Origin of the sequence: Antrihabitans cavernicola (genome assembly GCF_008297975.1) — a bacterium.
In the GTDB taxonomy this organism is placed as follows: domain Bacteria; phylum Actinomycetota; class Actinomycetes; order Mycobacteriales; family Mycobacteriaceae; genus Antrihabitans; species Antrihabitans cavernicola.
Genome location: NZ_VLNY01000023.1, coordinates 23,807 through 50,031 on the forward strand (window position 1 = coordinate 23,807; position 26,225 = coordinate 50,031).

The window sequence follows — 26,225 nt, forward strand, 5'->3', positions numbered from 1 at the left end:
GTCACGCGCTGGACGCCAGATTCGTGCGGAGTGAGAGTGCGATGTCGTCGGCGGATTGCGGCTTGCCGTAGTGAAATCCCTGCGCAAGGAGGTAGCCCAGCTCGGTAAGGACTTCCGCTTGATGAGGCGTCTCGACCCCTTCGGCGATGACGGGCAGTCCCAACGCGACGCTCAGGAGCGCGATCACCTCCAACAGTGGTGGCGCACTGGCGTCCGGGGTGATCGCGGTGACGAACGAGTGGTCGAGTTTCAAGAAGTCGGCGGGCACGGTCTTGAGCCGACTCAGCGATGAATAGCCGGTCCCGAAATCGTCGATCGCGATCCGAATTCCACGCGCGCGCAACGCACGCATGCTGTCGATGGCGGCCGGGGTATCGACGTCGAGCACGCTTTCGGTCACCTCGAGCACCAGCTGATGGGCTAGCCACCCGGTCGCCCGCAGGACCTCGTCGACGCGCGTGATGTAGTCGGCTTCGATCAGCTCGAGTCCGGAGACGTTGACGGAGAGGACGAGCTGCCGGTCCGGTGCGCCCGCCTGAAGCACAGCGGCGTCGTGGCAGGCACGGTGCAGAACCAGCTGGTCGAGCTTGGTGATCAGGTCGTGTTCCTCGGCGACTCTGATCACCTCTTCGGGGGTGACGCCGGGCTGCGTCTCCGACTGCCAGCGCACCAGGGCCTCGATGCCTACCGTGGTGCCACCGTCCTGCAGACTCACGATCGGCTGGTAATGCACATCCAAGGTTTCGCGCGCGATTGCCTCCAGCAGTTCCAGCGCCAACGGTGGGCGACGCGACGATTCCAGAACTGTCCGGTTGCGGCCCGCTTGCTTCGCACGATACAAGCCGACGTCGGCGCGGCTGACCAGGAACGATGCCGATTCGCCCGGTTGCCACGAGGTGACGCCGGCAGAGCAGCCGGTGGAGCTGACCTCGCGCAATTTTTCGGTCATCTCCATTGCTTCGAGCTCGGACAGCTCGGGCAGCAGCAGCGCGAACTCGTCGCCGCCGTAGCGAGCCAGTCGGTGGCGTGGGCCGATCAGGTTGCGCCACGTTTCCGCGGTGTTCTGCAGGACCACGTCGCCTGCGCGATAGCCGTGCTGCTCGTTGATGCTGCTGAATCGGTCGAGGTTGACCAGCACAAGGGCGGGTTGCAGGCCGGACCGCGATGCCTTTCCGATCTCGGCGTTGAGCGCACGATCGAAGCCGCGTCTGTTCAGCAGCCCGGTCAACACGTCGATGTCCGCATCCGATGCCAGCCGACCGAGGACGCTGACCGCGGCCCCCACCGCCACGGTCGCGCCGGCCGGCACCACGGCACACCACCACGGCAGGTCGCCCCGGATGACGATGACGACTATGCAACATACGACGGCGAAGCCGCTCTGAAGTATCGATCGCAGCCAGGTGAAGAAGAACGACGCGTCACATGCGATGAATACGTAGAAGCTCGCCAGCGACAATGCGGCAATCGCGCTCGTGGACTGATAGATCGCGATGGAGATGAGGATCGTCGCGATCCCGACCAGCCCCTGGTGATAGCGCGGCGGCAACAGCTCGCCCCATATCAGCAGCACGATGCCGAACAGTATGGACGCGACCGCGGCTCCGTAGACCACCATGAGATTGCCGGGGCCCGCGGGCATTTGCGTCGTCACGACGAAACCGAGCAGTCCGCCCAACAGGAACAGGCCGCCCGTGGTGCGAGCCATCACGATGGATGTGGCCAGCGCTGAGCCAGCCCGGTCTCGGGCAACGCGATTCGATCGATCTTTGGGCTGCCCCACCTGGATAGATTAGCGTGTCGTCACCGTGCGGCTCCCGGTTTATCTCCGGTAAACAGTCGTCAAGTTTGTAACGTATCGGGGCCGCCGGTTTCGGGTTAGGCTGCTGCATCACTTCGAGATCGTTTTCCGTCGTCGTAGCCGCGGTGTGTGCACTCGCGGCTCTTGTCGTTTCCCCGGCCCTCGCCGCGCCGATCCCGTCCGGTACGCCGGTGGTGAGCAGCGACTTGACGCCGAACGCGACAGGCAAGGTCGCCGAGCCGTCGGACGACGTCGTTCACCCCGGTGTGACCACCGAGTGGTGGTACGCGAGCTTCATGGATCCGCACTCCAAGCGCCAGCTGATCGTCACGATCTTCACGGCGCCGGTTCCGATGGTGAACGCGGTGATGATGTACGGCGACACCACGAATCCACTCTCGCCCGCTCCGGGGACACCTGTGCCCGGCGGCTTTGCGCCGCACGGTGGAGCGGTGCTGGACGGACTTCCCGGAGTTCGGACGAATCAGGGCGAAATGAGCTACGACGTTGCCCGCAACGCCTACCACGTCCGTATCCACTCCACCTTCGACGTCGACGTGTGGCTCGATCGCGGCCAGCTTCCCGGTGCCACCGGGTTCATCGATCTGCACAACCATGGCCAGTGGATGGGCTGGACGTCTCCGGTTGCGACCAGCACCGTCACCGGATCGGTTCGGTTCGTCGGCGGAGCTCCCATCGACATCACCGGTTGGCGTGGCTATCACGATCACAACTGGGGCAACTTCACGATGGTCGATCAGGCGGCGGACGGCTGGGAATGGGGTATTTCCCACGAACCGGACGGCGGCGCGTCGATCATCGGCGGTCTGGTGCGCCGGGGTGCACAGTGGACAGGGTCGGTGATCGACGTTCGACCGTCGGGCACCCGCGTCTGCACCAGTTCGCGCCTGCACCTCTCGGACTGGACGTCGGGTTCGACGCTGCTGAGCGGCGCGACCTACGCGCTGCCCGGCACCATCACCGCAACCTGCGGGCCGGACGAGAAGTATCGGTTCAGCAAGACCTTCCATCTGACCGAACCGGTGGTCGTCGACTTCGGCCCGTTGGCGGCCAGTCTGGAAGCGCCGTACACGACGGTGAGCGGATCTTTCGGAATGTTCGAACACATTCGCAGTTTGGTTGCGCGGATCGAGCAGAGTCAGCGGTGACGCTCTCGCGCCGCGCCTTCGTCGCCGGTGCCGCCGCCGTCGGCGCTGCCACGCTGCTGCCCGCCCGCGGGCGTGCGTCCGGTCGTAATCGGGTCGCGGTGTTCGGCGGCGGCATGTCGGGTCTGGTCGTCGCGCACGAGCTGATCGAGCGCGGCTTCGCGGTCGACATCTTCGACGCCCGGCCGGTCGCGGGCGGTAAGGCGCGCAGTTTCGGAGTGCCCGGTTCGGCGGTGGGCGGTCGTGCCGAACTGCCCGCCGAACACGGCTTCCGCTTCTTCCCAGGTTTCTATCGCAACGTCCCGGACTCGATGCGGCGAATTCCGTTTGCGGGCAACAGCAACGGCGTGCTGGACAATTTGCGCGACATCGCGAGTCTCAGTGACGACGACGGTTTCGGCGGGGCGGTCAGCCTCGGCCCCGGTGAATCGGTCGCGGGATTTCTGCCGCTGAATCTGTCGACTGGTCGCCCGGTCGAGCTAGGTCGGCTCGCGGACCTGGACTACCTGTCGGCCGTCGTCGGCGATGCCGCGACACAGCTGATGGGCATCCCTCGGGATCGTTTTCCTGGCGAGGTCGCCGATTTCGGGCGGTGCGTCGCCGCCTATCTGACGTCGAGTACGCAACGACGCCAGACGCAGTGGGACGGCGTCAGCTGGTGGAACTTTCTGCGCGCAGAAACCAAGAGCAAGTACTTTCAGGATGCTGTTGCGAAGATGACCACGCTGGGCCTCGTGGCTGTGAAACCGCAAGTGTGCAGCGTCAATTCGGCGGGCAACATCATCGAGGCCTTCCTCTGGAACGTGCTGGTGCCGCGGCCTGGGCCCGACGATTCCTTCGTCGCGCGGTTTCTCGACGGCCCGACGTCGCAGGTGTGGATCGAGCCCTGGGTTGCCGAATTGCGGCGCCGCGGCGCGGCGTTCCACTTCGGTCAGGCACTTCGGGAAATCGAGGTCGGCGCCGGAATAGTCAGCGGCGCAACGGTGGTCGACGGGTCGGGTGCGGTCAGGGCGGTCGACGCCGACTTCTACGTCTCCGCCATCCCCGTCGATCAGGCGGTCGACCGGCTGCGCACGCCCTCGCTGCTGCGACTCGATCCCAGCCTCGATGCGATCCGCGACCTGCACGTCGACTGGATGAACGGGTTGATGATCTACCTGCGTAAGCCGCTGGAGGCGGCGCGAGGATTGTTCGGCATCGTCGACCATCCCTGGACATTGAGTGCGATTTCGCAGCGTCAGACCTGGAGTCGGGACATAGCAAGGGAATTCGGCGACGGAAGTGCCGGCGATATCATCTCCGTCGACATTTCGAACTGGGACGGTGTCGGCATCACCGCGATCCGCAAGACGGCGAAGCAGTGCACCCGCGAGGAGATCTTCACCGAGGTGTGGGCGACGTTGAAGGAGCGCTTCGGCCGTTTCGACAGGTCGATCGTCGACGGCAACGTTCATTCCTGGTTCCTCGACCCCGCGATCACCTGGGCGGCCGACGGCACCGTTCACAATGCGGAGCCACTCACCGTGCAGACCGTGAACACCTGGGCCAAGCGGCCGAAGGGGCCGACGGCAATTCCGAACCTGTTCATCGCCGGCGACTGGATTCAGACCAACGCCAACGTGGTCAGCATGGAAGGGGCGAACCAGTCGGGTCGCGTTGTCGCGCAAGCCGTTCTGGACGCATCAGGCCGCAATGCCGAGCCGGTCGTCCGCTACGACTACTACGTTCCTCCAGAGTTGGAGCCGATCAAGGCGCTCGATGCACAACGATTTGCCGCCCACCAGCCCAACTTTTTCGAGTGAGGGGTGGGCGGAGCGGCGACGTCAGCGCCAGATGGTCTCGGCATCTGTTGCAGTGTTCGGCGGTGGGGTCGGGACACCGCCTGGCGTTCGGGAGAACCGCGGTGCCGGTGCGTGCTGGGTGACGCCGTCGACGTCGATCAGCCCGCCGCGCGCCGCGATGTGAGCGTTCTCCGGCGCCTCGGCGAAGGTGAGCACCGGAGTTGTACAGGCGTCGGTACCGTCGAAGATCGCCGCCCACTCGTCGCGGGTCTTCGACTTGAACTTCTCGGTGAAGATCGCCTTCAGCTCGTCCTGACCTGCGGGATCGATCTGCAGAGGCAAGTTCGCCGGATCGAGTTCCAGACCCTTCAGCAGCTCGGCATAGAACTGCGGCTCGATCGCGCCGACGGCCATGTACTTGCCGTCGGACGTTTCGTAGGTGTCGTAGAACGCGAAGCCGGTATCGAGCAGGTTGACGCCCTGCTCGTCGGACCACATGCCACGGCCGCGGAAACCCCAGATCATGTGCGAGAGAGCAAGAGTGCCGTCGACCATCGCGTTGTCGATGACCTGCCCCTTGCCGGACGTCCCGCGCTCGACCAGTGCGGCGAGGATGCCGAACACCAGGAACATCGAGCCACCACCGAAGTCGCCGACCATGTTCAACGGCGGAACCGGTCGTTCACCCTTGCGCCCGATCGCGTGCAGCACGCCGGTCAGCGAGATGTAGTTGATGTCGTGGCCCGCGCGATCGGCGAGCGGGCCATCCTGGCCCCAGCCGGTCATGCGGGCGTAGACCAGACGCGGGTTGCGCGCCAGCGCGTCGTCGGGCCCCAGGCCCATGCGCTCGGTGACGCCGGGACGGAAGCCCTCGATCAGCACATCCGCGCGTTCGATCAAGCCGAGAACCTTCTCGACGTCCGCGGGATCCTTCAGATTGGCCTCGACGATCGTCCGGCTACGCAACTGCTGATCGCCCGGGACGCCCACCGGCATCAATTGACCCGCACGTTGGACCCGGACGACGTCCGCGCCCAAGTCGGCAAGCAATAGTGCGGCGTGCGGTGCAGGTCCCAGACCGGCGAGTTCGACGACGCGGATTCCGGCGAGTGGACCCTGCTTGGCTGTGATCGTAGACACCCGCCGACAATACCTGTGGGCCGAATCGGTAAGTGTGACTGGGAGTGCATGCAATGAGTGGTGGAGCCGAAGTCCTGGTCGGCCTGGTGATCGTGATCGGCCTGATCGGCGTTGTGCTGCCGTTGCTGCCTGGCGTGCTGTTGATATTCGGCGCCATCCTCGTGTGGGCGATCGTCGAATCGACGACCACCGGATGGGTGGTCCTCGCGATCTGCACCGCGTTGCTGCTGGTGTCCGGCGTGGTCAAGTACACCTGGCCCGGTCGCCGCATGCGCGACGCAGGCGTGCCGACGCGGTCGTTGATCGTCGGCGGGCTGGTGGGCGTCGTCGGCTTCTTCGTCATCCCCGTGGTGGGGTTGGTCGTCGGATTCATCGTCGGCACTTACCTGTCGGAGGTGCAGCGCGTCCGACGCAACGACATGGCCTGGCGCTCGACCGTGCACGCCACCAAGGCTGTCGGCCTCTCGATTCTCGTGGAGTTGCTCGGCGCGTTGATCGCCAGCGGGGTGTGGTTGATCGCGGCGATCGTGTCCTGACGGCAAAGAGATGGTGGCAGACCCGATCGGGTCTGCCACCATGGCCGAAATTACTTGGTGTTGATGGTGATCGTTGCGACGCCGACCAACAGTCCGGCCTTCACAGCGTCGGTCTTGAAGGTCTGGTTCAGCAGACCCGCAGCATCGGCGGACATCTTCACCTGGGTGCCCTGCAGGATCGCAGTGTTGTTGGGGCCCATCGAGAGCGGCTTCAACGTGGAGCCATCGAGATCGAACAGCACAGCCTGCGGTGCGGCGACGGTGCCGTTGACCTTGACGTCACCCATCAGCTTCGACGTTCCCGGGTCGATGTTGAAGTTGACCAATTCGACGGTGGTGCCGCCCGCGGAGAGCGAGAGACCGGCGCCGTCGTGATGGATGATGCCCTCGACGTAGGGGTGCTGGACAGTGCCCGGCGTCCAGTACTTCACGTTGCCACCGGTGATGGGGAAGGTGATCGATCCATCGGCCAGCGTGGCCGGTCCGACGACGCCCGGCGTCAGGCCGAGCGTGGTCAGCGCTCCGGTGAATCCCGGATCCAGCGCCACCGCGGTGCTGACGCCGGTGAGGCTGTCGACCTCCGCGGCCGGTGCGGGCTCCGAAGAACTTGCAGCGGCCGAGGTGGTGCCTGACGAACTACTCGACGAATCGTCGCTCGAGCATGCTGCCAGCGGTACGAGTGCCATTGCGCCGATTGCCGCAACAACAATTGATTTGCGAATTGTATTCATATCGATCGAGTCCATTCTGTCTCGGTGTTTTCGAGTCATATGGACTTCGTATCCCTCGGCGATGCGGTTTGGTTTTGTAGAAATCAGGTCAAAGAAACAGTGGCGATGGGATTTCCGGTGGGCACGTTCGATCCGCCGGCCTGTTCGATCGTTACCGCGAATGCCGTTGCATTACCGATGTTTTCGACGACCCGGCGATTGTCGGCGGCAAGATCGGCCGCAGAGACGATGCCAGCAGAATGAGCGGGCCCATCGAACAACCACATTTGATATGTCGTGCCGACTGCAGGGGCGGAAATCCCGTCGAACCGGACAACCGCCGCGTTCTGTTCGTGCGAATACGTCACCGTCGCGGTGCCGCCGCCGATGAAATCCGAGGTAACGGTGTGGCTGTCTCTGGCAACCAACACCTGCTCGGTCTCACCGCCGCTGTCGGCGATCTTGGGGATCGCACCGGCAACGCCGACGGCAACCGCCGCCACCGCTGCGGCCGCGGCAAAACGCCAGCGCAGCTTCTTGGCGGTTCGATGCTCAGCGAGTCGGGGCAGTTGGATGCCGTCGGCCGCCTCTTCGGTGCGGAAGTCGTGACATTCACGATCGACGGCATCGAGAATGCGCGGCCGCAGCGCGGCGGGCGGCGTCGTGGTCGCGGCCGATGCAGCGCGTGCCATGGTCTCGCGGACCTCGGCAACCGCTCGCTCGAATTCTTGCCGGGTCCGAGGGGGCGCTGCCTGCAATCGGGCCTCGATGTCGGTTCGCTCGACGTCACCGATCGCGTCCAACGCATAGGCGTACGCCAAGCTGAGCAATCCGCGGTCGGCGAGATCGATCGCCTTGTCCCTCTTGTCATTCACGTGACGTCACCTCCAAACATGTTCTGAGCCTGGACAATCCATCTCGTATGCGGGTCTTCACCGTGGAGAGCGGAGTCGAAAGCAATTCCGCCACTTCGCGATAGGTGAGGCCATCGTAGTAGGCGAGTCGAACGGTCGAACGCTGCGTTTCGGTCAGGGTGTCGAGGCAGTGAACCACCGCATCGGACTCGAGCTGCTGGATCACCGATTCGACGACTTGGTCGTGATCGGTTTCTCTGTTGCGCGATCCGTAGAGCGCCTCGCGATCGGCTCCCGATTGCTCGGACCGCACCCGATCGATTGCTCTGCGGTGTGCCAGCGTCATGATCCAGGCAAGCGCCGAACCTCGTTGCGGATCGAAGCTGTCGGCCGACCGCCAAATCTGTAGGTAGACCTCTTGTGTTGCTTCCTCGCTGATTGCGGGATTGCGAAGAACGCGAATCACCATGCCGTAGACGCGAGTGGACGTCGCGTCGTACAACTCGGCGAAAGCAGCCTTGTCACCTGCGGCGACGCGTTGCAGAAGATCCTGCAATCGGGCGGCTTCCCTCGCCTGTTCGGCGACCACCCGCTTGTCCGGCACAGGACAGGCAGGTGCCGACGAACCTCTCTCCAGCTCGATCATCGCAACAATGCCTCCAGCGATTTTCCGATGGTGGGATCACTGTGAAGCCGTTGTGACCTGTACAAGGCATTCGTCGCCGACGGCGTCTTGGACGAGTCGTCAGTCGACAGCGGGCATCGGCGTGGTTTCGCCGGACGGGACGGGCTTGGGTGCTAATCGGGGAAACGGCTTGGTCGGCGCGGTTCGGTCGACAGTCGTGGCGGTCGCGGGCAGGCGGTAGAAAGCACGAGCGTTGCGGGTCAGCACGTCTTCGAGGTCGGTACCGACGGCGCCGCCGATCAACTCGAGATCGCTGCGTTGGAACGTCCGGTCGGCGCGGGTGCCTGGCAGATCCGAGCCGAACATCAAGGCCTGGGGGTTGACCACATGGATGCGGCGCAACGCGTCTGCGATGTCCAGATCGATGCGGCCGAACCCGGTGGCCTTCACCCGCGCTCCGCGTTCGACCAGATTCAGCAGATACGGCAGGGCATCGCCGGACATGCCGAGATGGTCGATGCTGACGGCGGGGAGCTTGGACAGCACCGGCTCCAACGATGCCAGCATCTTGCCGTCGACGTACAGCTCGGCATGCCAGTTGACCAGGTCGTAGGCGCGCAGGGCTTGCGAGGTCAGTCGCTGGATGTCGATGGCGCCGCGCTTGAGGTTGAACCGGATGCCGCGGATGCCTGCCTTGTCCAGTTCGACGATGTCGTCGTCGGTCACGTCTGGATCGAGTTGGGTGACACCCACCCAGTCGTTGCCCAACTCGGCGAGCGCCGCGACCAGGTAACTCTGATCTGTGCCCTGGAACGACGCCGTCACGACTGCGCCACCGTGGACGTCGAATCCCGCCATGCGCTCGTGGTAATCGGCGACGGTGAAGGGGTCAGGCAGGTAGCCCTCGTTTTCGATCAGCGGAAACCGCGGATCGATGATGTGGAGATGGGCGTCGAACACACCTATCAGCATGCCTGACGACACCCAACTGGTCGCGTGTTCAGGTGCCGATTGCGGCGAACGACACGTTTCGCTCCCGCGAAAGAGGGCCCGATCAGGCTTTGTGCGGCTCGCTGGCGCGGAGCATGTCCTCGCGCTCGACCACCTTGATGCGCTCGCGACCCTCGGGCTCGCCCAGTGAGCGCTCGTGCGCGTCCAGGCGGTACCAGCCGTCCCAGGTGGTGAAGGGGATGGATTTGCTTTCGAGGAACGCCACGATCGCGTCTTCGCTCGGATCGGCCGCGCCTTCGAAGTTGACGCTGTCGTCGAGCAGGCAGGCGACCGTCTCGTTGGCGTCGCCCTTGGTGTGGCCGATGAGGCCGACGGGGCCGCGCTTGATCCAGCCGGTGACGTACGTCGACGGGATGTGCTTGCCTGCGTCGTCCAGCACGCGACCGGCCTCGTTCGGCACGGTGCCGGCCTGATCGTCGAACGGCAGGGCAGAGATGTTCTGGCTGAGGTAGCCGACGGCGCGGTAGACGGCCTGGACGTCCCAATCGTTGTACTTGCCGGTGCCCTTGACGTTGCCGGTGCCGTCCAGCTCGGTGCGCTCGGTGCGCAGACCGACCACCTTGCCGTTCTCGCCGACGATCTCGGTGGGGGATTCGAAGAAGTGCAGGAACAGCTTGTGCGGGCGGTTGCCTGCGTCGCGGATCGCCCAGTCCTGCAAGGTGTTCGCGACCATGTCGACCTGCTTGGAGTTGCGTCGTGCCTGCTCCGAGCCCTCGTCGTAGTCGATGTCCTCGGGAGCGACGATCACTTCGATGGTCGGCGAATGGTCGAGCTCGCGCAGTTCCAGCGGGGTGAACTTGGCCTGCGCCGGGCCGCGGCGACCGAAGACGTGCACCTCGACGGCCTTGTTGGCCTTGAGACCGTCGTAGACGTTTGCCGGGATCTCGGTCGGCAGCAGCTCGTCGCCGGTCTTGGCCAGCACGCGTGCCACGTCGAGCGCCACGTTGCCGACGCCGAGGACGGCGACCTTCTCGGCGTCGAGCGGCCATTCGCGTGGCACGTCGGGGTGTCCGTCGTACCAGGACACGAAGTCGGCGGCGCCGTAGCTGCCGTCCAGTTCGACGCCGGGGATCTCGAGTGCGCGGTCTGCGTTGGCGCCGGTGGAGAAGATGACGGCGTCGTAGAAACGACGCAGGTCGTCGAGGGTGATGTCGTTGCCGTAGTCGATGTTGCCGAGGAGCCGCACGTGCTCCTTGTCGAGCACCTTGTGCAGCGCGGTGATGATGCCCTTGATGCGCGGGTGGTCGGGTGCGACGCCGTACCTGATCAGGCCGAACGGTGCAGGCATTCGTTCGAAGAGGTCGATGCTCACGTCGGCATCGGATTTCATCAGCGCGTCGGCGGCATAAATGCCTGCCGGGCCTGCGCCGATGATTGCCACGCGAATCGGGCGGGATTGGGCGGGCGATGTTTCAGCGCGATCCTGGGCGGGCGTCGAAACGGCCTGGGCCTGATCAGTCATCTTCGGACGTACACCTTTTCGATGAGTGGCCTCGCTGAGCACCACGGTTTGCCGTTCACGGCGTGGGAACGCCGAGTCTATCGCGTAGCTCCTGGCCCACCGTTCGCTGTGGGTCCGGGTTCGGGAATGATCGACGCTCATGACCGCAGAACCACAGCCCGACGACGATCCGAGAACAGTATGGCCGTTCGTGATGGCTGTGGTGGTGATCGGTTTGCTGGTGCTGGGGATCGTGATCGTGGGTCTCGTATCGCCTGCCGACAAGAACGTCACCGATGCCGATCGAATTCAGGTGGCGGTCAACAACTTTGTCGCCGCCTACAACAACAACGACGACGCTCAGAAGCGCGCGGCCGCCTGCTCGACTTTCAAGAAGGAGAAGTCGCCGCTGGTCGAGAAGACCGGGAAGGTGTCGGTCGACCGTGTCGAAGAGGCCGTGGTCGACGGCGATCGCGCGAAGGCAGCTGTGACGACCAAGCATGACGACGCGAAGGATCCCGTGGTCACCTGGAACTTCACCAGGACCGACGGCGAGTGGCTGGTCTGCGACTGAGTCGATGCCGGTCGAGGCCGGGGTGTCCGGTTCGCCCGGTTTGACAACGCCGTGGTGGAACGGGAATTCTCAGATCAGGTCATGAGTACCAGCGTTCAGCCCCGGCTTGCTGGTCGGCAACCCTCCTCCGCGGTGGGGTGCTCCGGGTGACGACCTGGCCGTACTCCAATACCGGACTCGGCAAGCGCGTGAAAGGCTGACAAAAACATGACTTATGCAGGCGATATCTCTCCGCAGGCAGCCTGGGATCTGCTCCGCGACGACCCGAAGGCCGTCCTCGTCGATGTGCGTACCCAGGGCGAATGGAACGCGATCGGTATCCCCGACATCGCCGAGCTGGACCGCCCGGCCCACTACATCGAATGGGTGGATTCGACAGGCACGCGGAACACGAAGTTCGTCGACGACCTGCGGGAAGCCGGCGTTTCGGGCGGCCCCGTCGTGTTCCTGTGCCGATCGGGTCAACGCTCCGTGCACGCCGCGAATGCCGCGACGGCCGCCGGAATCGAACCGTCGTACAACGTGCTCGAGGGCTTCGAGGGTCCGGTCGGTCCGTCTGGGCAGCGCGACGTGAGCGGCTGGAAAGTCCTCGGCTTGCCCTGGCAGCAGTCATGAGCATTCCGAAGGGTGGGGCGTTCGAGAAGAAGCTGCCCGACGGCGTCGGTCCTGCGACGATCGGTGTGCGCGGCGGCATCCTGCGGTCCGGCTTCGAGGAGAACGCCGAAGCGCTGTATCTGACGTCGGGCTTCGTCTACGAGAGCGCCGGTGCCGCAGAGGCCGCGTTCACCGGTGAGGTGGACCACTTCGTCTACTCCCGCTACGGCAATCCGACGGTCGCCATGTTCGAGGAGCGGATGCGCCTGATCGACGGTGCCGAAGCCTGCTTCGCGACCGCGAGCGGCATGGCGGCGGTGTTCACCGCACTGGGTGCTCTGTTGAAGGCGGGCGATCGGCTGGTCGCGGCGCGCAGCCTCTTCGGATCCTGTTTCGTGGTCTGTAACGAGATTCTGCCGCGCTGGGGTATCGAAACTGTCTTCGTCGACGGCGAAGACAACGATCAGTGGGAGCAGGCGCTGTCGGTACCCACCACAGCCGTCTTCTTCGAGACACCGTCGAATCCGATGCAGTCGCTGGTGGATGTGCCGAGAGTCGTCGAGCTGGCCCATTCCGCAGGCGCGAAAGTGGTGCTGGACAACGTCTTCGCGACGCCGCTGCTGCAACGTAGCTTCGAGCTCGGCGCCGACGTCGTCGTCTATTCCGGTACCAAGCACATCGACGGCCAGGGCCGAGTGCTCGGCGGCGCCATTCTGGGCGAGCGGGACTACATCGACGGTCCGGTCAAGAATCTGATGCGCCATACCGGACCGGCGCTGAGTCCGTTCAATGCGTGGACCTTGCTCAAGGGGCTCGAGACGATGCCGCTGCGGGTCCAGCATTCGAATGCGTCCGCGTTGGCCATCGCGAAGTTCCTCGAGGGGCACCGGGCTATCAGTGCGGTGAAGTATCCGTACCTGGAATCGCACCCGCAGTACGAGCTCGCGCGCACCCAGATGAGCGGCGGCGGCACCGTCGTGACGTTCGAGCTGGATGCGCCCGCAGATCAGGCGAAGAAGCGGGCGTTCGAGGTGCTCGATGCCCTGCGCATCGTCGATATCTCCAACAACCTAGGCGATGCCAAGTCGTTGATCACTCACCCTGCCACCACGACCCACCGGGCGATGGGGCCGGAAGGTCGTGCGGCCATTGGCATTTCGGATGGCATCGTGCGCATCTCGATTGGCCTCGAAGACGTGGAAGATCTGCTGGGCGATTTGGAGCAGGCGCTCGGCTGACCTGTATGCGTTGACAACATGCTGTCAAAGTGACAGCATACTGTCATGACTACGTTCGAAAAGGTTCACGTCGGTATCTACGACACCCTCGCGGATTGGGAAGTCGGTGCGGCCATCGCGCACATCAACAAGGACCAGTGGCAGAAGCAGCCGGGTCGGTATCGGGTGGTGACGGTCGGTTTGACCCCCGATCCGATCGTCACGATGGGTGGCATGCGAATCGTGCCGGATACGACGCTCGATCAGATCGATCCGGCCGACAGCGCGATGCTGATTCTGCCGGGCTCCGACACCTGGGACGCGGGCGACCAGGCTCCGTTCGCGAAGAAGGCGCGAGAGTTCCTCGACGCCGGTGTTCCGGTCGCTGCAATCTGTGGTGCCACAGGCGGATTGGCGAAGGAAGGCTTGCTGGACAACCGCGATCACACCAGTGGCGCTGCGATGTATCTGGACGCGATCGGGTATGGCGGCGCTGCTCGGTACCAGGATGTTCCAGCAGTCACGGATCAGAATGTGATCACGGCCGGACCGCCGAGCCAGTTCGAGTTCGCTCGCGAGATCTTCGCTCGGCTCGATCTGTACACGCCCGAGGTGCTCGCAGCGTGGTACCAGCTGTTCGGGCAGAACGATCCAGCCGGCTACTACGTGCTGGCGCAGGCATGACCGAAGGCGAGCTGTTCAGCGCCGCCGCGATCACGTCGTTTCGGTTGAACGGGCAGTTCCTGGCTGTCGCCGAAGGTATGGCGAAACCGGTCGGATTGACGGCGTCGTGGTGGCAGGTACTGGGAGCTGTTCTGCACGAACCGCTTCCGGTATCCGGTATCGCGCGGGAGATGGGCATCACCCGTCAGAGCGTGCAGCGGATCGCGGATCTGTTGGTGGACAAGGGGCTTGCCGAGTATCGGGACAATCCGGCGCATCGTCGGGCGAAGTTGGTTGCCGTGACGGCGGAGGGTCTTGCCGCGGTTCGACGCATTTCGCCGCAGCATGCGGTGCTGGCAAAGCAGCTTGCAGATAAGTTGGGCATCGATGAGCTGCAGCACGCAGTCGAAGCGCTGCAAGCACTTTCGGCAGTTCTCGAGGGTTGGCCTAGCTGACTCCGTGGCCACTGGAGTGGGTGTCGAAAGCGCACTTATCGTCGCAAACGTCGAGAAGACGCGACGATATGTGCGCACTCGACCGGCGAAGTCGCCTCAGCCGAATGGATTTGCCGTCTTTCCGACCAAATCGGCCACTGAATCGATGACCAGCGTCGGACGGTACGGGAATTCCTCGACCGACTGCCGCGTCGAAATTCCCGTCAACACGAGGATGGTCCGCAGGCCGGCTTCCAGCCCGGCAACCACGTCGGTGTCCATCCGGTCGCCGATCATCAATGTGTTGGCGGAATGCGCATCGATCGAGCGCAACGCCGACCGCATCATCAGCGCATTCGGTTTTCCCACGTAGTACGGCTCGCGGCCGGTCGCCCTGGTGATCAGCGCCGCCACCGAGCCGGTCGCAGGCAGCGACCCATCGCGCGAGGGGCCTGTCGCATCCGGATTCGTTGCTATGAATCGCGAACCACGTTCCACCAGACGGATCGCGGTGGTGATCGCTTCGAACGAGTAGGTGCGGGTTTCGCCGAGCACTACGTAGTCGGGATCGTTGTCGGTGAGGACGTACCCGATGTCGTGCAACGCCGTCGTCAGGCCCGACTCGCCGACCACGTAGGCGCTGCCGTTCGGTCGCTGATTCCCGAGGAAAGTTGCGGTCGCCAAGGCCGACGTCCAGATCGACTTCTCGGGTATGTCCAAGCCCGTGCGGCGCAGTCGCGCCTGCAGGTCACGGGGGGTTCGGATCGAGTTGTTGGTCAGCACCATGAACGGCGTGTCCTTGTTCTGCAGCTCCGTCAGGAACTCGTCGGCACCGGGAATCAGGTGCTCCTCGTGAACCAGTACGCCGTCCATGTCCATCAGGTACGAAAGCTCAGTGTTGTTCGTTTGCGTGGTCACCGGTTCAGTATGCGACTACCGCCCGAATATTCCCTTGCGTTCCCACTGATCCAAAGCATGCCTAACGATGCGCTGAGCAGCGAGAGTCGTACCGTGAAGTTCCTTTTGATCAGCTTGATCACGCACCACCCGGATCCGGTCACCGGTGAAAAGCTGAGCCCGGCGGCGCGATTGACCCAGGTCGTCGAGTCGGCCGTTCAAGCCGAGGAGTTGGGATTCGACGGATTCGCCGTGGGGGAGCGGCACGAGCGCCCTTTTCTGTCGTCCGCACCGCCGGTGGTGCTGAGCAATATCGCCGCACGTACGTCCACCATCGAGCTGTGGACCGGTGTCACCACGCTGAGCCTCCTCGATCCGGTGCGTGCGTTCGAGGACTACTCGACGCTGGACAACCTCTCCGGTGGCAGGTTGCAACTGATCATCGGAAAAGGCAACGGGACTGCTCAGGCGGAGCTCTTCCACGTCACACCGGACGACCAGTGGGAACGCAACCGCGAAGGCTACGAGCTGTTTCGTGAGCTATGGGAGAGCGAAAGCGTCACGTGGACAGGCAAATTCCGCCCGCCACTGACCGATGCCGTCGCATTGCCGCGGCCGCTGCAACCGAAACTTCGGATCTGGCACGGCAGCGCGACAAGCAAGGAGTCCGTGGAATTCGCTGCACAACATGGTGATCCGATCTTCTCCGCGAACGTCACCAATGCCATCGAGCCGTACGCGGAGCTGATCCGGCACTATCGCGAGCAATGGGCACACCACGGCCACGATCCCGCCGACGCTCGAGTCGGTGCGGGCACAGCCGGATTCCACGTCACCGAGAATTCGCAGGATGCGCTCGACGCATGGCGGCCGAACTTCGAGTACCGACTCGAATTCGCTCGAAAGACCGGCCTGCCAGTCGTATTCGAAACCTATGACGACTTCGTGCAGCGCAGTTCCGCGTTGATCGGTAGCCCGGAACAGGTGATCGACAAGGTGCTGCGCTATCACGAGCAGTTCGGCCACCAGGTCATCCACCTCAGTGCCGATCCCGACGGGGTGGGGTACAAGGCGCATCGCGACAGTCTCGAACTGTTCCAGTCGGAGGTCGCTCCTGTTCTCCGGGAGAAGATTCCGAATCTGTCCGCCCGCAACCATTCACTCTGAGGAGCTCTCGGTGTCGTCCTCCACACCCAGCCGACCACGCGTCGGCGTAGTCGCCGTACTTGCCGCGGTCAGCTCGATGCTTGTCGCATGCGGAGGCGCCGACGGCGACGCAGCGGCGGCAGGCCCGGCTCAGCCCGGCGGAACTCTTCGTTACGGACTCTCGGTCGCACCGACCTGCGCAGATCCAGCCCAGTCGGGGACCAACCAAACCATCTATGTGACACGGCAGATCGTCGACTCACTCACCGATCAGGATCCGAAGACCGGCGAGATCAAGCCGTGGCTCGCGCAGAGTTGGCAAGTTGCACCGGATGCGAGCAGTTTCACGTTCACCTTGAAAGACGGGGTGACCTTCAGCGACGGCACGCCCGTCACCGCGGACTCGGTCAAGAAGAACTTCGACGCCGTGAAAGATCTCGGTCCCGACGGTGCTTTGGCGAAGAGCTATCTGAGCGGCTACACCGGGACAGACGTGATCGACGCTCACACCGCGCGAGTGAACTTTTCCGGTCCCAACGTTGCGTTCCTGCAAGCGTCGTCGACGCCGCAACTCGGTGTGCTGTCCGACGCAACCGTCGCGCAACCTTGGGAGCAGCGCTGCCAGGGCAATGCGATCGGCTCCGGGCCGTTCGTCTACACCGACTGGCAGCAGGGTCGATCGGCGACTCTGAAGAAGCGTGCCGGATACGACTGGGGTTCAGCGGTTTTCGCACATCGTGGCGATGCGTACCTCGACGGCATCGACTTCACGGTAGTCCCGGAATCCGGTGTTCGTGCAGGCAGCGTGTCATCCGGCCAACTCGATGCCACCAGTGATGCCCTGCCCCAGGATGCTTCGCAGATTCAAGGTGCGGGTGGCCAGGTGCTGACGCGGCCGAACCCCGGCATCGTGTTCTTCTTCCAGCCGAACGTCACCAGAGGCGTCCTCGCGGATCAGGCTGTGCGCCAAGCGTTGATCCCGGCGATCGACCGCAAGGAGCTGATCGATACGGTCCTCGACCCGACCTTCTTCGCGGCCACCGGGCCGCTCGCACATACCACTCCGCTGTACAAAGATCTGTCCAGCACAGTGAAGTACGACCCGGCCAAGGCGGGCAAGGACCTCGACGCCGCAGGATGGCGCACAGGCACGGACGGCATTCGCGAGAAGAACGGCCAACGGCTCAGTTTCGCCGTCAGCTTCACCGCGGTGTTCGCGGGCAATCAGGCGGTGCTGGAACTCGTGCAGCAGCAACTGAAGAAGGTGGGCGTCGACCTGCAGCTGCAACTGTTGTCCAACGGCGACTACAACGCCCGGACCGCCAGTGGCGACTACGACGCGTTGTACTACAACAGCACTCGCGCCGACCCCGACATTCTGCGTGCCACGTTCGCGACCGACGGCCGCAACTTCAACCGACGCGGACCTGATCCCGAGCTGGATCAAGCGCTGACGGGCCAACTTGCGAGTGCGGACGTGAATCAGCGCGGCGCACAGGTGAGCAAGGCACAGGAATTGATCATCGACCGTGGTCTGTCGATCCCCACGATCGAACTGTCGCAGGCGATCGGCGTGGCATCGACCGTGCAGGACTTGAAGTTCGAAGCGTCGTCGCGCCTGCAGTTCTACGATGCCTGGCTTTCGGGTAGATCGTAATGGCTGGCTACCTGGGTCGACGCGTGTTGCAGGCGGCCGTCGTGTTGTGGGCGGCCTACACCATCTCGTTCGTGATCCTGTTCCTGCTACCGAGTGACCCGGTGAGCATGGCCGCAGACAACGCCGCCGCCGGAACGACCGTGGACAAGGCTGCGCTGGAACAACTCAGAGAACGGTACGGACTGGATCAGCCGCTGTTGCAGCAGTACTGGACATCGCTGAGCCATGCGGTGCGAGGAGATTTCGGTACCTCGATAGCGACTGGCCGGACGGTGACCGACTCGATCGCCTCCGCCGCACCCAGCACTCTCGCGTTGGCATCGACGGCGCTGCTTCTCGCGCTCGTCTTCGGCACCGCACTGGCGTTCGCGGCGAACTACACACGACGAGACTGGCTCCGCAACCTCTTGTCCTCGCTGCCTCCGCTCGGCGTTGCGGTGCCGACGTTCTGGGTGGGATTGATTCTGCTACAGATATTTTCGTTCGGCGTACACGCGCTGCCCGCTTTCGGAGACAAAGGGTGGCAGACGGTGATACTGCCTGCGGTGACGCTGGCCGTGCCGACAGGTGCTGTCATTGCACAGGTACTCGCGACCAGTCTCCGATCTACCTGGCGACAGCCCCATGTCGAGACTGCGTTGGCCAAGGGCGCGAGCCGGTGGCGAGTGCAGTGGCGACACGTCGTGCGCCTCGGCAGCATTCCCGCGTTCACCATCGCCGGTGTTCTGGTCGGCAATATGCTCGCGGGTTCGGTAGTGGTGGAGACCGTGTTCTCCCGCGCCGGAATCGGCAGGCTTACCCAGACATCCGTTCTTGCGCAGGACATTCCGGTGGTTCAGGGAATTGTGGTGTTCTCGGCCGCGATCTTCGTCCTTGTGAACCTTGCCGTAGATGTCGCGTATCCCTTCATCGATCCGCGCATCGCGCGATCGGTGAAAGCTGACGTCGAGCGTGAGGTGGCGCATGTCTGACACTGTGATCGACGCGGGTCTTCGTCGACCCGTTGCTGCAGGAGCTGGTGTCTCCGGTTCGGCTCTGCTCCGATTTGTCCGACGCTCACCTGGACTTGTTGCGGCAGCGGTTGTGCTGCTCATGGCGGTTGGATTTGCCTCGGCCCCCGGACTGTTCGCCCCCGGTGACCCATTGAGCGGCGTTCCGCGCGAGAAATTGCGGGGACCAAGCGTGACGCACTGGTTCGGTACCGACAATCTGGGCCGCGATGTCTTCACCCGCTTTGTACACGGCACCGCATTGTCGCTGAGCGCTACTCTGCTCGCGGTCGGGATCGCGTTGGTGGTCGGGACGGTTCTCGGCCTGACAGCGGGATTCATCGGCGGTCTCGTCGATGCGGTGTCGATGCGGGTGGTCGACGTGTTGCTGTCCATTCCGGCGTTGTTGCTGTCGTTGGCTTTGGTCACCGCTCTGGGATTCGGCACTGTCAACGTCGCGATCGCGGTCGGCGTCGCGATGGTGGCGAACTTTGCCCGGGTGATGCGCTCCGAGGTGCTTCGGGTCCGGTCGGCGTTGTATGTCGAGGCCGCGTTCGGATCCGGTGTCGGCAGGTTCCACGTGGTCGCTCGACATGTCCTGCCCAACGCCTACGCGCCGGTGATCGCCTTGGCTGCAGTGGAGTTCGGTCAGGCGGTCTTGGCGGTCTCGGCGCTCAGCTTCCTCGGCTTCGGTGCGATTCCACCGACACCGGAGTGGGGATCGCTCGTCTCCGAAGGCCGCGGTTTCCTGGCGAACGCATGGTGGATGACGACGCTGCCAGGCCTCTGCATCGTCGCGGTCGTGCTTGCCGCGCACCGCGTGGGTCACGGCATCGAGGGCCGGAACCACTGATGACGAAGTCGCTCCTGGAGATCACCGACCTGCGGGTACGGTACGAGACCGAGTCGCACTCCGTCGAAGCTCTGCGCGGCGTCGACCTCTCGGTCGGTGCGGGCGAAGTGGTCGCCGTGGTCGGTGAATCCGGCTCGGGGAAGTCGACACTGGCCCACGCGGTTCTTGGCCTGCTCCACGGTAACGGGCGCATCGTCGACGGGACCGTGGAGTTCGACGGTTCTCGGATCGATGGGCTGTCCGATCGAGCGTGGCAGCGCGTGCGCGGCGCAAAGATCGGGTTGGTACCGCAAGATCCGTCGACCTCGTTGAATCCCGTTATGCGGGTTGGTGATCAGGTGGCGGAGGTGCTCCGTATCCACGGTCGTGCCGATCGCCGCAGCGCGGGCATCGCCGCTGTCGATCTGCTGGAACGGGCAGGTATCGACAGGCCCGCGATTCGAGCACGGCAGTACCCACACGAGCTGTCCGGCGGCATGCGGCAGCGCGTATCGATAGGCATTGCCTTGGCGGCCGGCCCGGCTTTGCTGATTGCCGACGAACCGACAAGCGCTCTCGACGTGACCGTGCAGCGACGGATCCTCGACCATCTTGCCGAACGCATCGCGGAGTCCGACACCGCAGTTCTGTTGATCACGCACGATCTGGGCGTGGCGGCAGATCGTGCCGATCGAATCGTGGTGATGCGCAGCGGTGGCGTCGTCGAATCCGGTTCGACACGAGAGATTCTCGACAATTCGACGCAGCCTTACACCCGCACGCTGTTGGCTGCAGCGCCCAGCCTGACCGCCACCCGAGAGAGGCGGCCTGCCGGCAATACCGATGCCGCTCCAATTCTGTTCCTACGTAACGTCGTCAAGAACTTCCGTATCGATCGGCGCAATTCGGTGCCCGCCGTCGACGACGTATCGTTCGATGTGCCGCGGGGTTCGACGGTGTCCATCGTGGGCGAATCAGGTTCCGGGAAATCGACGACGGCGCGGATCGCGTTGGGCCTCGAGAAGCCGACAGCTGGCAGCGTCGTTTTCGACGGACAGCCGATCGATACCTTGCGCGGCAAGGAGTTGCGCGCATTTCGGCGACGCGCGCAGCTGGTCTACCAGAACCCCTATTCCTCGCTCGATCCGAAGTTTCGGGTCGGTGCCATCGTCGCGGAACCGCTGCGCGCCTACGGTATTGCCGATACGCAGGGGCGCAGGGAACACGCGATCGAGCTGCTGGATCGGGTGGCGCTCCCCGCCGAGTTTGCCCACCGTCGTCCTGCCGAGCTCTCGGGTGGGCAACGCCAGCGGGTGGCAATCGCTCGCGCCTTGGCATTGCAGCCCGACCTGGTGGTACTGGACGAGCCGGTGTCGGCCTTGGACGCGTCGGTGCAGGCACAGATCCTCGACTTGCTGGACGAGCTGCAGCGCGACCTCGGGCTGAGCTACCTGTTCATCTCACACGACCTCGCGGTCGTACGCAGGATCAGCGATCACGTTGCCGTGATGCGATGCGGTCGGATTATCGAATTCGGTTCCGCAGAAGAAGTATTCGACAGCCCGCGGCACGACTACACGCGCGAGCTGCTCTCGGCGATTCCAGGGCGGGGCGCCGAACACGAAAGGACAGAGGTGCGATGACGGAGGACCATTCGCTGCTGCTCGGCATCGAGGTGCGCGGTACCGGCCTGCATCCGGCGGCGTGGCGACGCCCGGACTCACGTGCCGAGGAGGTGTTCGACGCCGCGTACTGGGTGGACGCGGCGGTGGCTGCCGATGCCGCGGGGATCGACCTGCTGTTCCTCCCGGATTCGTTCGACGTCGCCGCGAGCACCGGCCGCGAGCGCGGGCAACTCGACGCCGTCGCGACCGCGGCGAGGGTGGTCACTGCCACCGACAGCATCGGCATCTTGCCCGAGGTGACGGTCACTCACACCGAGCCGTTTCATACCTCCAAGGCCATCGCGAGCCTGGACTTCGCTTCGCAGGGCCGCGCGGGATGGACCGTGGGCCTGACCCGAGATCGGGCGCAGGCCAGGCTGTTCGGGCGAAAGGACGTTCAGGACGATCGGTCGCTGTGGGACGAAGCGGCGGAATCGGTCGAGGTTGTTCGCGCATTGTGGGACAGCTGGGAAGACGATGCGGAAATTCGCGACGCCGCGACCGGCCGGTTCATCGACCGCGACAAGCTGCACTACATCGACTTCGCCGGTGAGCACTTCTCGGTCAAGGGACCGTCGATCACGCCACGGCCCCCGCAAGGCCAGCCGCTGGTCACAGTGCGTGCCGACGGATCGGACGGGATCGAGGTCGCGGCACGGCACGGCGATCTGATTCGCATTCAGGCCCCGGTGCTGGCGTCGGCGCGCGAGATCCGATCCGACATCCGTGCGCGCGTCGGCGAATTGGGCCGCGATCCGGATCGGATACGGGTGCTGCTGGACCTGGACGTCCATATCGATCGCACAGTTGCGGCCGCCGACCAGGCTGTGGCCGAACTGAATCGGTGGTCGGGCGAAGACCGCACAGCGTCGACCGAGCAGTACATCGGCGATCCGAACGGACTCACCGAGCTGCTGTCCTGGGTCGCCGAATCCGACATCGCTGACGGCGTCGTTCTGCGTCCGCTCGCGGTGCCCGCCGCACTCCCATGGCTCGACGACGTCGTTTCGCCGCTACGACGGCCCCGGACCGTGGCCAACCAGACGTTGCGTGGTCGGCTCGGGTTGCCCCGCCCGACAAATCGATTCGCTGCCTGAGGAGGACCGACATGACAGATGGCAAGCTACGCAAACAGATTCACCTGGGTGCTCATTTTCCGGGTGTCAACAACACCACAGTCTGGAGCGACCCGGCATCGAAGAGTCAGGTCGATTTCGAGTCGTTCCTCCACCTCGCGCGCAGTGCCGAGCGCGGACTGTTCGACTTCTTCTTCCTTGCCGAGGGCCTGCGGCTTCGTGAGCATCGGGGCCGCATCCACGACCTCGACGTGGTCGGTCGACCGGACACCCTCACCGTGCTCAATGCTCTCGCAGGTGCCACCACGCATCTGGGCCTTGCGGGCACGATCAACACCACATTCAACGAACCGTACGAGCTGGCAAAGCAATTCGCATCCCTGGATCGCCTGTCGAACGGTCGGGCGGCCTGGAACATGGTGACCTCGTCCGACGCGTTCACCGGCGAGAACTTCCGGCGTGGCGGCTATCTCGAGCACAGCGATCGCTATCAGCGCGCCAGCGAGGTGGTCGATGTGGTGCGGGCACTGTGGGACAGCTGGCCCGACGACTCGCTGGTGGTCGACCGGGAGAACGGCGTGTTCGCGCGCGATGTTCCGACGGTTCGGCACAAGGGCAAGCAGTTCGACATCGAGGGCCGTTTCGCGCTGCCGCGCTCGCCGCAGGGACATCCAGTCCTGTTGCAGGCGGGCGACTCCGACGAGGGGCGCGAGTTCGGTGCAGCCAAGGCCGACGCCATCTTCACCGTGCACGGCACCCTGGAGGCAGGACAGAAGTTCTATTCGGACATCAAGGGCCGGTTGGCGAAATACGGCCGCACGCACGACGATCTGAAAGTGCTCCCCGCCGCGACGTTCGTGTTGGGAACATCTGCCGCCGATGCCGAAGAGCGCGCACGGGCGATTCGCTACCAGCAGGTGAGCCCGCAGACGGCCATTGCGTTTCTGGAGCAGGTGTGGGGGCGCGAGCTGTCCGACTACGACCCGGACGGTCCATTGCCCGATGTCGAACCGACCGATGACGCCAGCATCACCCGCGGTCGTGTTCGGCACCTGAAGGATCCGCGGGAAGTCGCCGCGAACTGGCGAGCAAAGGCAGAGGCGGAGAAGCTGAGCATTCGCGAGCTGATCATCGATGTGACCGCACGTCAGCAGTTCGTGGGCACGCCCGCACAGGTGGCCGAAGGCATCGATCGCTACGTGCAGTCGAACGCGTGCGACGGGTTCATCCTCGTTCCGCACATCACGCCCGCCGGCCTCGACGAATTCATCGACAAGGTCGTTCCCGAATTGCAGGAGCGCGGCAGCTTCCGTACCGAGTACGCGGGTTCTACGCTGCGCAGCCATCTCGGGCTACGGCATCCACACCACGGCAACGAAGGAGTTCGAGCATCATGACCGCATCTGTCACAACCGAATTCGAACAGGCTTGGCAGCAGTGGCGGGCCGAGCGCGAGGAAGGTCTGCGGGCGCAGCACGGCTGGCTCAGTCTGACGGCGCTGCATTGGCTGACCGACGAGGCTGCGTCGTACCCGGAACTTCCGGGCACCTGGCGCGCCGATGGCGACGACGTGGTTGCCGACGGGGTCGACGGAATCTCCCGTCTGACACCGGTCGAAGGTGCACCGGGCATCGAGGTCCGTGACGGTGCGCGCATCGTCGAAGTCATCCGTCGCACCGGCAATTTCGCACTACGCGTGCACGATCCGGCAGCGAGTGAGCTCGCCGACTTCGACGGCGTGCCGACCTACGCCCCCGATCGGCGCTGGCAGATCGAAGGACAGTTCACCGCGTTTGCGCAGCCGCGCACGATCACGACGGGAGCGGTGGTCGAAGGGCTGGAGCACCACCACAACGCCGTCGGCACAATCACATTCGAGATCGACGGTGTCGCAGAGCGGCTCGTCGCCTTCGGCGGTACGACCGGTGATCTGAAGGTGTTGTTCACCGACGCGACGAGCGGCAAAACTACGTATCCCGCGGCGAGGAACCTCGCCATCGAAGCACCCGCCGCAGGCGGACGTGTCGTGCTCGACTTCAACCGAGCCGCCAACCTGCCCTGCGCGTTCAGCGACTATGCGACGTGCCCCGTTGCACCGAAAGAGAATCGGTTGAGTGTTGCTATCGCGGCCGGCGAGCAGTCGCCACGTCGGAGTGGGCAGGCATGAGTGTGCCGCTGTCGGTCCTCGACCTGTCTCCGATCAGCGAAGGGTCGACGGCTCGAGACGCATTGCGCAACACCTTGGATCTTGCGCAGCACACGGAAAGCTGGGGCTACAAACGCTTCTGGATAGCCGAGCACCATTTCGTGGCTACCGCGAGTTCGGCACCGGCAGTGTTGATCGGCCTGATCGCCGCCGCCACCAGCAGCATCCGCGTCGGGTCGGCGGCGGTGCAGGTCGGGCATCACACACCGGCCTCGATCGTCGAGTCGTTCGGAACCGTCGACGCGCTCTATCCGGGCCGGATCGATCTCGGCCTCGGCCGATCGGGACAACGCCGAGCGGAAGCTCTCGCCGCCAAGAAATCGGCACCGCCACCGGAGACGACGCGTCCAACCGAGACGCGCGAGGGCGTCGTCATCCCGCCCGCGTTCTCGCCTGCGGGACTGCTGAGCTCGTCCCGGGTCGCGGCCGCGTACTCGGTCTTGCAGCAGCCGGGTGCCACCGCGCCCGACTTCGCCGTCGTCGTCGACGAGATCCGTTCCCTGCTCGCGGGAACCTACGAAACGGCGGACGGCGTTCCCCTCACCGCCGCCCCGGGCACGGGCGCCGACGTCGACCTGTGGCTGTTCGGTAGTAGCGGCGGGCAGAGCGCGCAGTTGGCGGGGGCGCTCGGCCTGCCGTTCGTGGCCAATTATCACGTGAGTCCCGGAACCACGATCGAGGCAGTGGAAAGCTATCGCAAGGCATTTCGGCCGTCGGCCGCCTACCCGCAGCCGTATCTGGTGGTCTCGGCAGATGTCGTGGTTGCCGACACCGACACCGAGGCTCGACGTCGCGCATCGACCTTCGGCCAGTGGGTCCACAGCATCCGTAGCGGCCACGGCGCGGTTGCCTACCCGAATCCCGACACGGCAACGCCGTTGACCGCCGAGCAGAAGCACCTCGTCGCGGATCGGCTGGACACTCAGTTCGTCGGCGCTCCGGACACCGTCGTCGAACGGCTCTCCGCGTTACAGCGACTGACGGCCGCCGACGAACTGGTGATCACCAGCGTCACGCATCGGCACGAGGACAGGCTGGAATCGCACCGGCTACTGGCACGGGCCTGGGGGTTGGACGGTCTGCGGGCCGACTAGGGCGTGTCTCTCAATTGGTTGGCTCCGACGCGGGCGTGGATGACGGCGCAGGCCAGCAGGACACCACCGAGGTAGGTCAGGGCGTATTTGTCGTAGCGGGTCGCGATACCGCGCCAC

The 26,225-nt window shown here is 64.4% G+C and carries 25 protein-coding genes, 1 pseudogene and 1 riboswitch; of the genes and pseudogenes, 17 read left to right on the forward strand and 9 right to left on the reverse strand.

All coding sequences use genetic code 11. The features are described 5' to 3' along the window. Position 1: 1 nt before the first annotated feature. On the reverse strand, positions 2-1,783 hold the full coding sequence (locus FOY51_RS25390; protein ID WP_235916755.1) for a putative bifunctional diguanylate cyclase/phosphodiesterase: 1,782 nt from the start codon (positions 1,781-1,783) through the stop codon (positions 2-4). 143 nt (positions 1,784-1,926) lie between these two features. Here FOY51_RS25390 and FOY51_RS27345 point away from each other — a divergent pair, with 143 nt between their 5' ends. Next, positions 1,927-2,970 (forward strand): hypothetical protein, encoded by a 1,044-nt coding sequence (locus FOY51_RS27345; RefSeq protein ID WP_187776471.1) that lies wholly within the window; start codon positions 1,927-1,929, stop codon positions 2,968-2,970. Further along, positions 2,967-4,769 (forward strand): hydroxysqualene dehydroxylase, encoded by a 1,803-nt coding sequence (locus FOY51_RS25395; protein WP_187776472.1) that lies wholly within the window; start codon positions 2,967-2,969, stop codon positions 4,767-4,769. Before FOY51_RS27345 ends, FOY51_RS25395 begins: the two co-directional genes overlap by 4 nt. A 21-nt stretch (positions 4,770-4,790) precedes the next feature. Here the strand turns inward: FOY51_RS25395 and FOY51_RS25400 are convergent, their stop codons facing one another. Then, complete coding sequence (locus FOY51_RS25400) at positions 4,791-5,888, reverse strand: CaiB/BaiF CoA transferase family protein (protein ID WP_149433061.1); 1,098 nt, start codon at positions 5,886-5,888, stop codon at positions 4,791-4,793. Between the two features lie 53 nt (positions 5,889-5,941). Between FOY51_RS25400 and FOY51_RS25405 the strand changes: the two genes are divergently transcribed. Beyond that, positions 5,942-6,424, forward strand: coding sequence for a DUF456 domain-containing protein (locus FOY51_RS25405; protein WP_149433062.1), 483 nt, complete (start codon positions 5,942-5,944; stop codon positions 6,422-6,424). Between the two features lie 50 nt (positions 6,425-6,474). Here the strand turns inward: FOY51_RS25405 and FOY51_RS25410 are convergent, their stop codons facing one another. The 5 genes from FOY51_RS25410 to FOY51_RS25430 all read right to left on the reverse strand — a co-directional run bounded on the left by FOY51_RS25410 (position 6,475) and on the right by FOY51_RS25430 (position 11,086). Further along, a complete protein-coding gene (locus FOY51_RS25410) occupies positions 6,475-7,155 on the reverse strand; it encodes a hypothetical protein (protein WP_149433063.1) in 681 nt (226 codons plus the stop codon). 83 nt (positions 7,156-7,238) lie between these two features. Next, positions 7,239-8,009, reverse strand: coding sequence for an anti-sigma factor (locus FOY51_RS25415; RefSeq protein ID WP_149433064.1), 771 nt, complete (start codon positions 8,007-8,009; stop codon positions 7,239-7,241). Beyond that, positions 8,002-8,634, reverse strand: a complete 633-nt coding sequence (sigK, locus tag FOY51_RS25420; RefSeq protein WP_149433065.1) for an ECF RNA polymerase sigma factor SigK — start codon at positions 8,632-8,634, stop codon at positions 8,002-8,004. Before sigK ends, FOY51_RS25415 begins: the two co-directional genes overlap by 8 nt. A gap of 99 nt (positions 8,635-8,733) precedes the next feature. Then, positions 8,734-9,573: an amidohydrolase family protein gene (locus FOY51_RS25425; protein ID WP_149433084.1), complete on the reverse strand. Its 840-nt coding sequence runs from the start codon at positions 9,571-9,573 to the stop codon at positions 8,734-8,736. A 94-nt stretch (positions 9,574-9,667) separates the two neighbouring features. Then, a complete protein-coding gene (locus tag FOY51_RS25430; RefSeq protein ID WP_149433066.1) occupies positions 9,668-11,086 on the reverse strand; it encodes an FAD-dependent oxidoreductase in 1,419 nt (472 codons plus the stop codon). 139 nt (positions 11,087-11,225) lie between these two features. Between FOY51_RS25430 and FOY51_RS25435 the strand changes: the two genes are divergently transcribed. From FOY51_RS25435 to FOY51_RS25455, 5 genes are all read left to right on the forward strand, one after another. After that, positions 11,226-11,639, forward strand: coding sequence for an Rv0361 family membrane protein (locus tag FOY51_RS25435; protein WP_149433067.1), 414 nt, complete (start codon positions 11,226-11,228; stop codon positions 11,637-11,639). A gap of 77 nt (positions 11,640-11,716) precedes the next feature. Then, positions 11,717-11,832: riboswitch (SAM riboswitch) on the forward strand. 14 nt (positions 11,833-11,846) lie between these two features. Further along, the gene (locus FOY51_RS25440) at positions 11,847-12,254 is read left to right on the forward strand and encodes a rhodanese-like domain-containing protein (RefSeq protein WP_149433068.1); all 408 of its coding nucleotides are present in this window, start codon (positions 11,847-11,849) and stop codon (positions 12,252-12,254) included. Continuing rightward, positions 12,251-13,471 (forward strand): O-succinylhomoserine sulfhydrylase, encoded by a 1,221-nt coding sequence (locus FOY51_RS25445; RefSeq protein ID WP_149433069.1) that lies wholly within the window; start codon positions 12,251-12,253, stop codon positions 13,469-13,471. Before FOY51_RS25440 ends, FOY51_RS25445 begins: the two co-directional genes overlap by 4 nt. A 45-nt stretch (positions 13,472-13,516) precedes the next feature. Beyond that, a complete protein-coding gene (locus tag FOY51_RS25450; protein WP_149433070.1) occupies positions 13,517-14,134 on the forward strand; it encodes a type 1 glutamine amidotransferase family protein in 618 nt (205 codons plus the stop codon). Then, positions 14,131-14,568: a MarR family winged helix-turn-helix transcriptional regulator gene (locus FOY51_RS25455; RefSeq protein WP_149433071.1), complete on the forward strand. Its 438-nt coding sequence runs from the start codon at positions 14,131-14,133 to the stop codon at positions 14,566-14,568. The genes FOY51_RS25450 and FOY51_RS25455 overlap by 4 nt, the downstream gene beginning before the upstream one ends. Before the next feature lie 96 nt (positions 14,569-14,664). On the opposite strand, the gene FOY51_RS25460 is transcribed toward FOY51_RS25455, so the two are convergent. Next, entirely contained in the window at positions 14,665-15,426 is a 762-nt protein-coding gene (locus tag FOY51_RS25460) for an HAD-IIA family hydrolase (protein ID WP_149433085.1), read from the reverse strand. 132 nt (positions 15,427-15,558) lie between these two features. Here FOY51_RS25460 and FOY51_RS25465 point away from each other — a divergent pair, with 132 nt between their 5' ends. The 9 genes from FOY51_RS25465 (at position 15,559) to FOY51_RS25505 (ending at position 26,108) form a co-directional block, all read left to right on the forward strand. Next, on the forward strand, positions 15,559-16,611 hold the full coding sequence (locus FOY51_RS25465; protein ID WP_149433072.1) for an LLM class flavin-dependent oxidoreductase: 1,053 nt from the start codon (positions 15,559-15,561) through the stop codon (positions 16,609-16,611). A 76-nt stretch (positions 16,612-16,687) separates the two neighbouring features. Then, entirely contained in the window at positions 16,688-18,247 is a 1,560-nt protein-coding gene (locus FOY51_RS25470; protein ID WP_149433086.1) for an ABC transporter substrate-binding protein, read from the forward strand. Then, positions 18,247-19,218, forward strand: coding sequence for an ABC transporter permease (locus FOY51_RS25475; protein WP_149433073.1), 972 nt, complete (start codon positions 18,247-18,249; stop codon positions 19,216-19,218). Before FOY51_RS25470 ends, FOY51_RS25475 begins: the two co-directional genes overlap by 1 nt. Further along, a complete protein-coding gene (locus FOY51_RS25480) occupies positions 19,211-20,089 on the forward strand; it encodes an ABC transporter permease (RefSeq protein WP_149433074.1) in 879 nt (292 codons plus the stop codon). Before FOY51_RS25475 ends, FOY51_RS25480 begins: the two co-directional genes overlap by 8 nt. Beyond that, the gene (locus FOY51_RS25485; RefSeq protein WP_149433075.1) at positions 20,089-21,711 is read left to right on the forward strand and encodes a dipeptide ABC transporter ATP-binding protein; all 1,623 of its coding nucleotides are present in this window, start codon (positions 20,089-20,091) and stop codon (positions 21,709-21,711) included. Before FOY51_RS25480 ends, FOY51_RS25485 begins: the two co-directional genes overlap by 1 nt. Next, entirely contained in the window at positions 21,708-22,829 is a 1,122-nt protein-coding gene (locus tag FOY51_RS25490; protein ID WP_149433076.1) for an LLM class flavin-dependent oxidoreductase, read from the forward strand. Before FOY51_RS25485 ends, FOY51_RS25490 begins: the two co-directional genes overlap by 4 nt. Before the next feature lie 11 nt (positions 22,830-22,840). After that, positions 22,841-24,205: an NtaA/DmoA family FMN-dependent monooxygenase gene (locus FOY51_RS25495; RefSeq protein WP_149433077.1), complete on the forward strand. Its 1,365-nt coding sequence runs from the start codon at positions 22,841-22,843 to the stop codon at positions 24,203-24,205. After that, positions 24,202-24,975 carry a DUF1684 domain-containing protein gene (locus FOY51_RS25500; protein ID WP_149433078.1) on the forward strand — a complete coding sequence of 258 codons (774 nt, stop codon included), beginning with the start codon at positions 24,202-24,204 and terminating at the stop codon, positions 24,973-24,975. The genes FOY51_RS25495 and FOY51_RS25500 overlap by 4 nt, the downstream gene beginning before the upstream one ends. Beyond that, positions 24,972-26,108 carry an LLM class flavin-dependent oxidoreductase gene (locus FOY51_RS25505; protein ID WP_149433079.1) on the forward strand — a complete coding sequence of 379 codons (1,137 nt, stop codon included), beginning with the start codon at positions 24,972-24,974 and terminating at the stop codon, positions 26,106-26,108. Before FOY51_RS25500 ends, FOY51_RS25505 begins: the two co-directional genes overlap by 4 nt. Here the strand turns inward: FOY51_RS25505 and FOY51_RS25510 are convergent. Continuing rightward, positions 26,105-26,225, reverse strand: a pseudogene (locus FOY51_RS25510) (IS5 family transposase); the annotation flags it as partial. The gene FOY51_RS25505 and the pseudogene FOY51_RS25510 sit on opposite strands and share 4 nt — an antisense overlap.

What these genes read in the sequence shown, in the direction of transcription:
- FOY51_RS25405 (WP_149433062.1), top strand. Translation starts at nt 5,942, where the DNA reads ATGAGTGGTGGAGCCGAAGTCCTGGTCGGCCTGGTGATCGTGATCGGC.
- FOY51_RS25410 (WP_149433063.1), bottom strand. Translation starts at nt 7,155, where the DNA reads ATGAATACAATTCGCAAATCAATTGTTGTTGCGGCAATCGGCGCAATG.
- sigK (WP_149433065.1), bottom strand. Translation starts at nt 8,634, where the DNA reads ATGATCGAGCTGGAGAGAGGTTCGTCGGCACCTGCCTGTCCTGTGCCG.
- FOY51_RS25430 (WP_149433066.1), bottom strand. Translation starts at nt 11,086, where the DNA reads ATGACTGATCAGGCCCAGGCCGTTTCGACGCCCGCCCAGGATCGCGCT.
- FOY51_RS25435 (WP_149433067.1), top strand. Translation starts at nt 11,226, where the DNA reads ATGACCGCAGAACCACAGCCCGACGACGATCCGAGAACAGTATGGCCG.
- FOY51_RS25440 (WP_149433068.1), top strand. Translation starts at nt 11,847, where the DNA reads ATGACTTATGCAGGCGATATCTCTCCGCAGGCAGCCTGGGATCTGCTC.
- FOY51_RS25445 (WP_149433069.1), top strand. Translation starts at nt 12,251, where the DNA reads ATGAGCATTCCGAAGGGTGGGGCGTTCGAGAAGAAGCTGCCCGACGGC.
- FOY51_RS25450 (WP_149433070.1), top strand. Translation starts at nt 13,517, where the DNA reads ATGACTACGTTCGAAAAGGTTCACGTCGGTATCTACGACACCCTCGCG.
- FOY51_RS25455 (WP_149433071.1), top strand. Translation starts at nt 14,131, where the DNA reads ATGACCGAAGGCGAGCTGTTCAGCGCCGCCGCGATCACGTCGTTTCGG.
- FOY51_RS25460 (WP_149433085.1), bottom strand. Translation starts at nt 15,426, where the DNA reads ATGGACATGGACGGCGTACTGGTTCACGAGGAGCACCTGATTCCCGGT.
- FOY51_RS25470 (WP_149433086.1), top strand. Translation starts at nt 16,688, where the DNA reads ATGCTTGTCGCATGCGGAGGCGCCGACGGCGACGCAGCGGCGGCAGGC.
- FOY51_RS25475 (WP_149433073.1), top strand. Translation starts at nt 18,247, where the DNA reads ATGGCTGGCTACCTGGGTCGACGCGTGTTGCAGGCGGCCGTCGTGTTG.
- FOY51_RS25480 (WP_149433074.1), top strand. Translation starts at nt 19,211, where the DNA reads ATGTCTGACACTGTGATCGACGCGGGTCTTCGTCGACCCGTTGCTGCA.
- FOY51_RS25485 (WP_149433075.1), top strand. Translation starts at nt 20,089, where the DNA reads ATGACGAAGTCGCTCCTGGAGATCACCGACCTGCGGGTACGGTACGAG.
- FOY51_RS25490 (WP_149433076.1), top strand. Translation starts at nt 21,708, where the DNA reads ATGACGGAGGACCATTCGCTGCTGCTCGGCATCGAGGTGCGCGGTACC.
- FOY51_RS25495 (WP_149433077.1), top strand. Translation starts at nt 22,841, where the DNA reads ATGACAGATGGCAAGCTACGCAAACAGATTCACCTGGGTGCTCATTTT.
- FOY51_RS25500 (WP_149433078.1), top strand. Translation starts at nt 24,202, where the DNA reads ATGACCGCATCTGTCACAACCGAATTCGAACAGGCTTGGCAGCAGTGG.
- FOY51_RS25505 (WP_149433079.1), top strand. Translation starts at nt 24,972, where the DNA reads ATGAGTGTGCCGCTGTCGGTCCTCGACCTGTCTCCGATCAGCGAAGGG.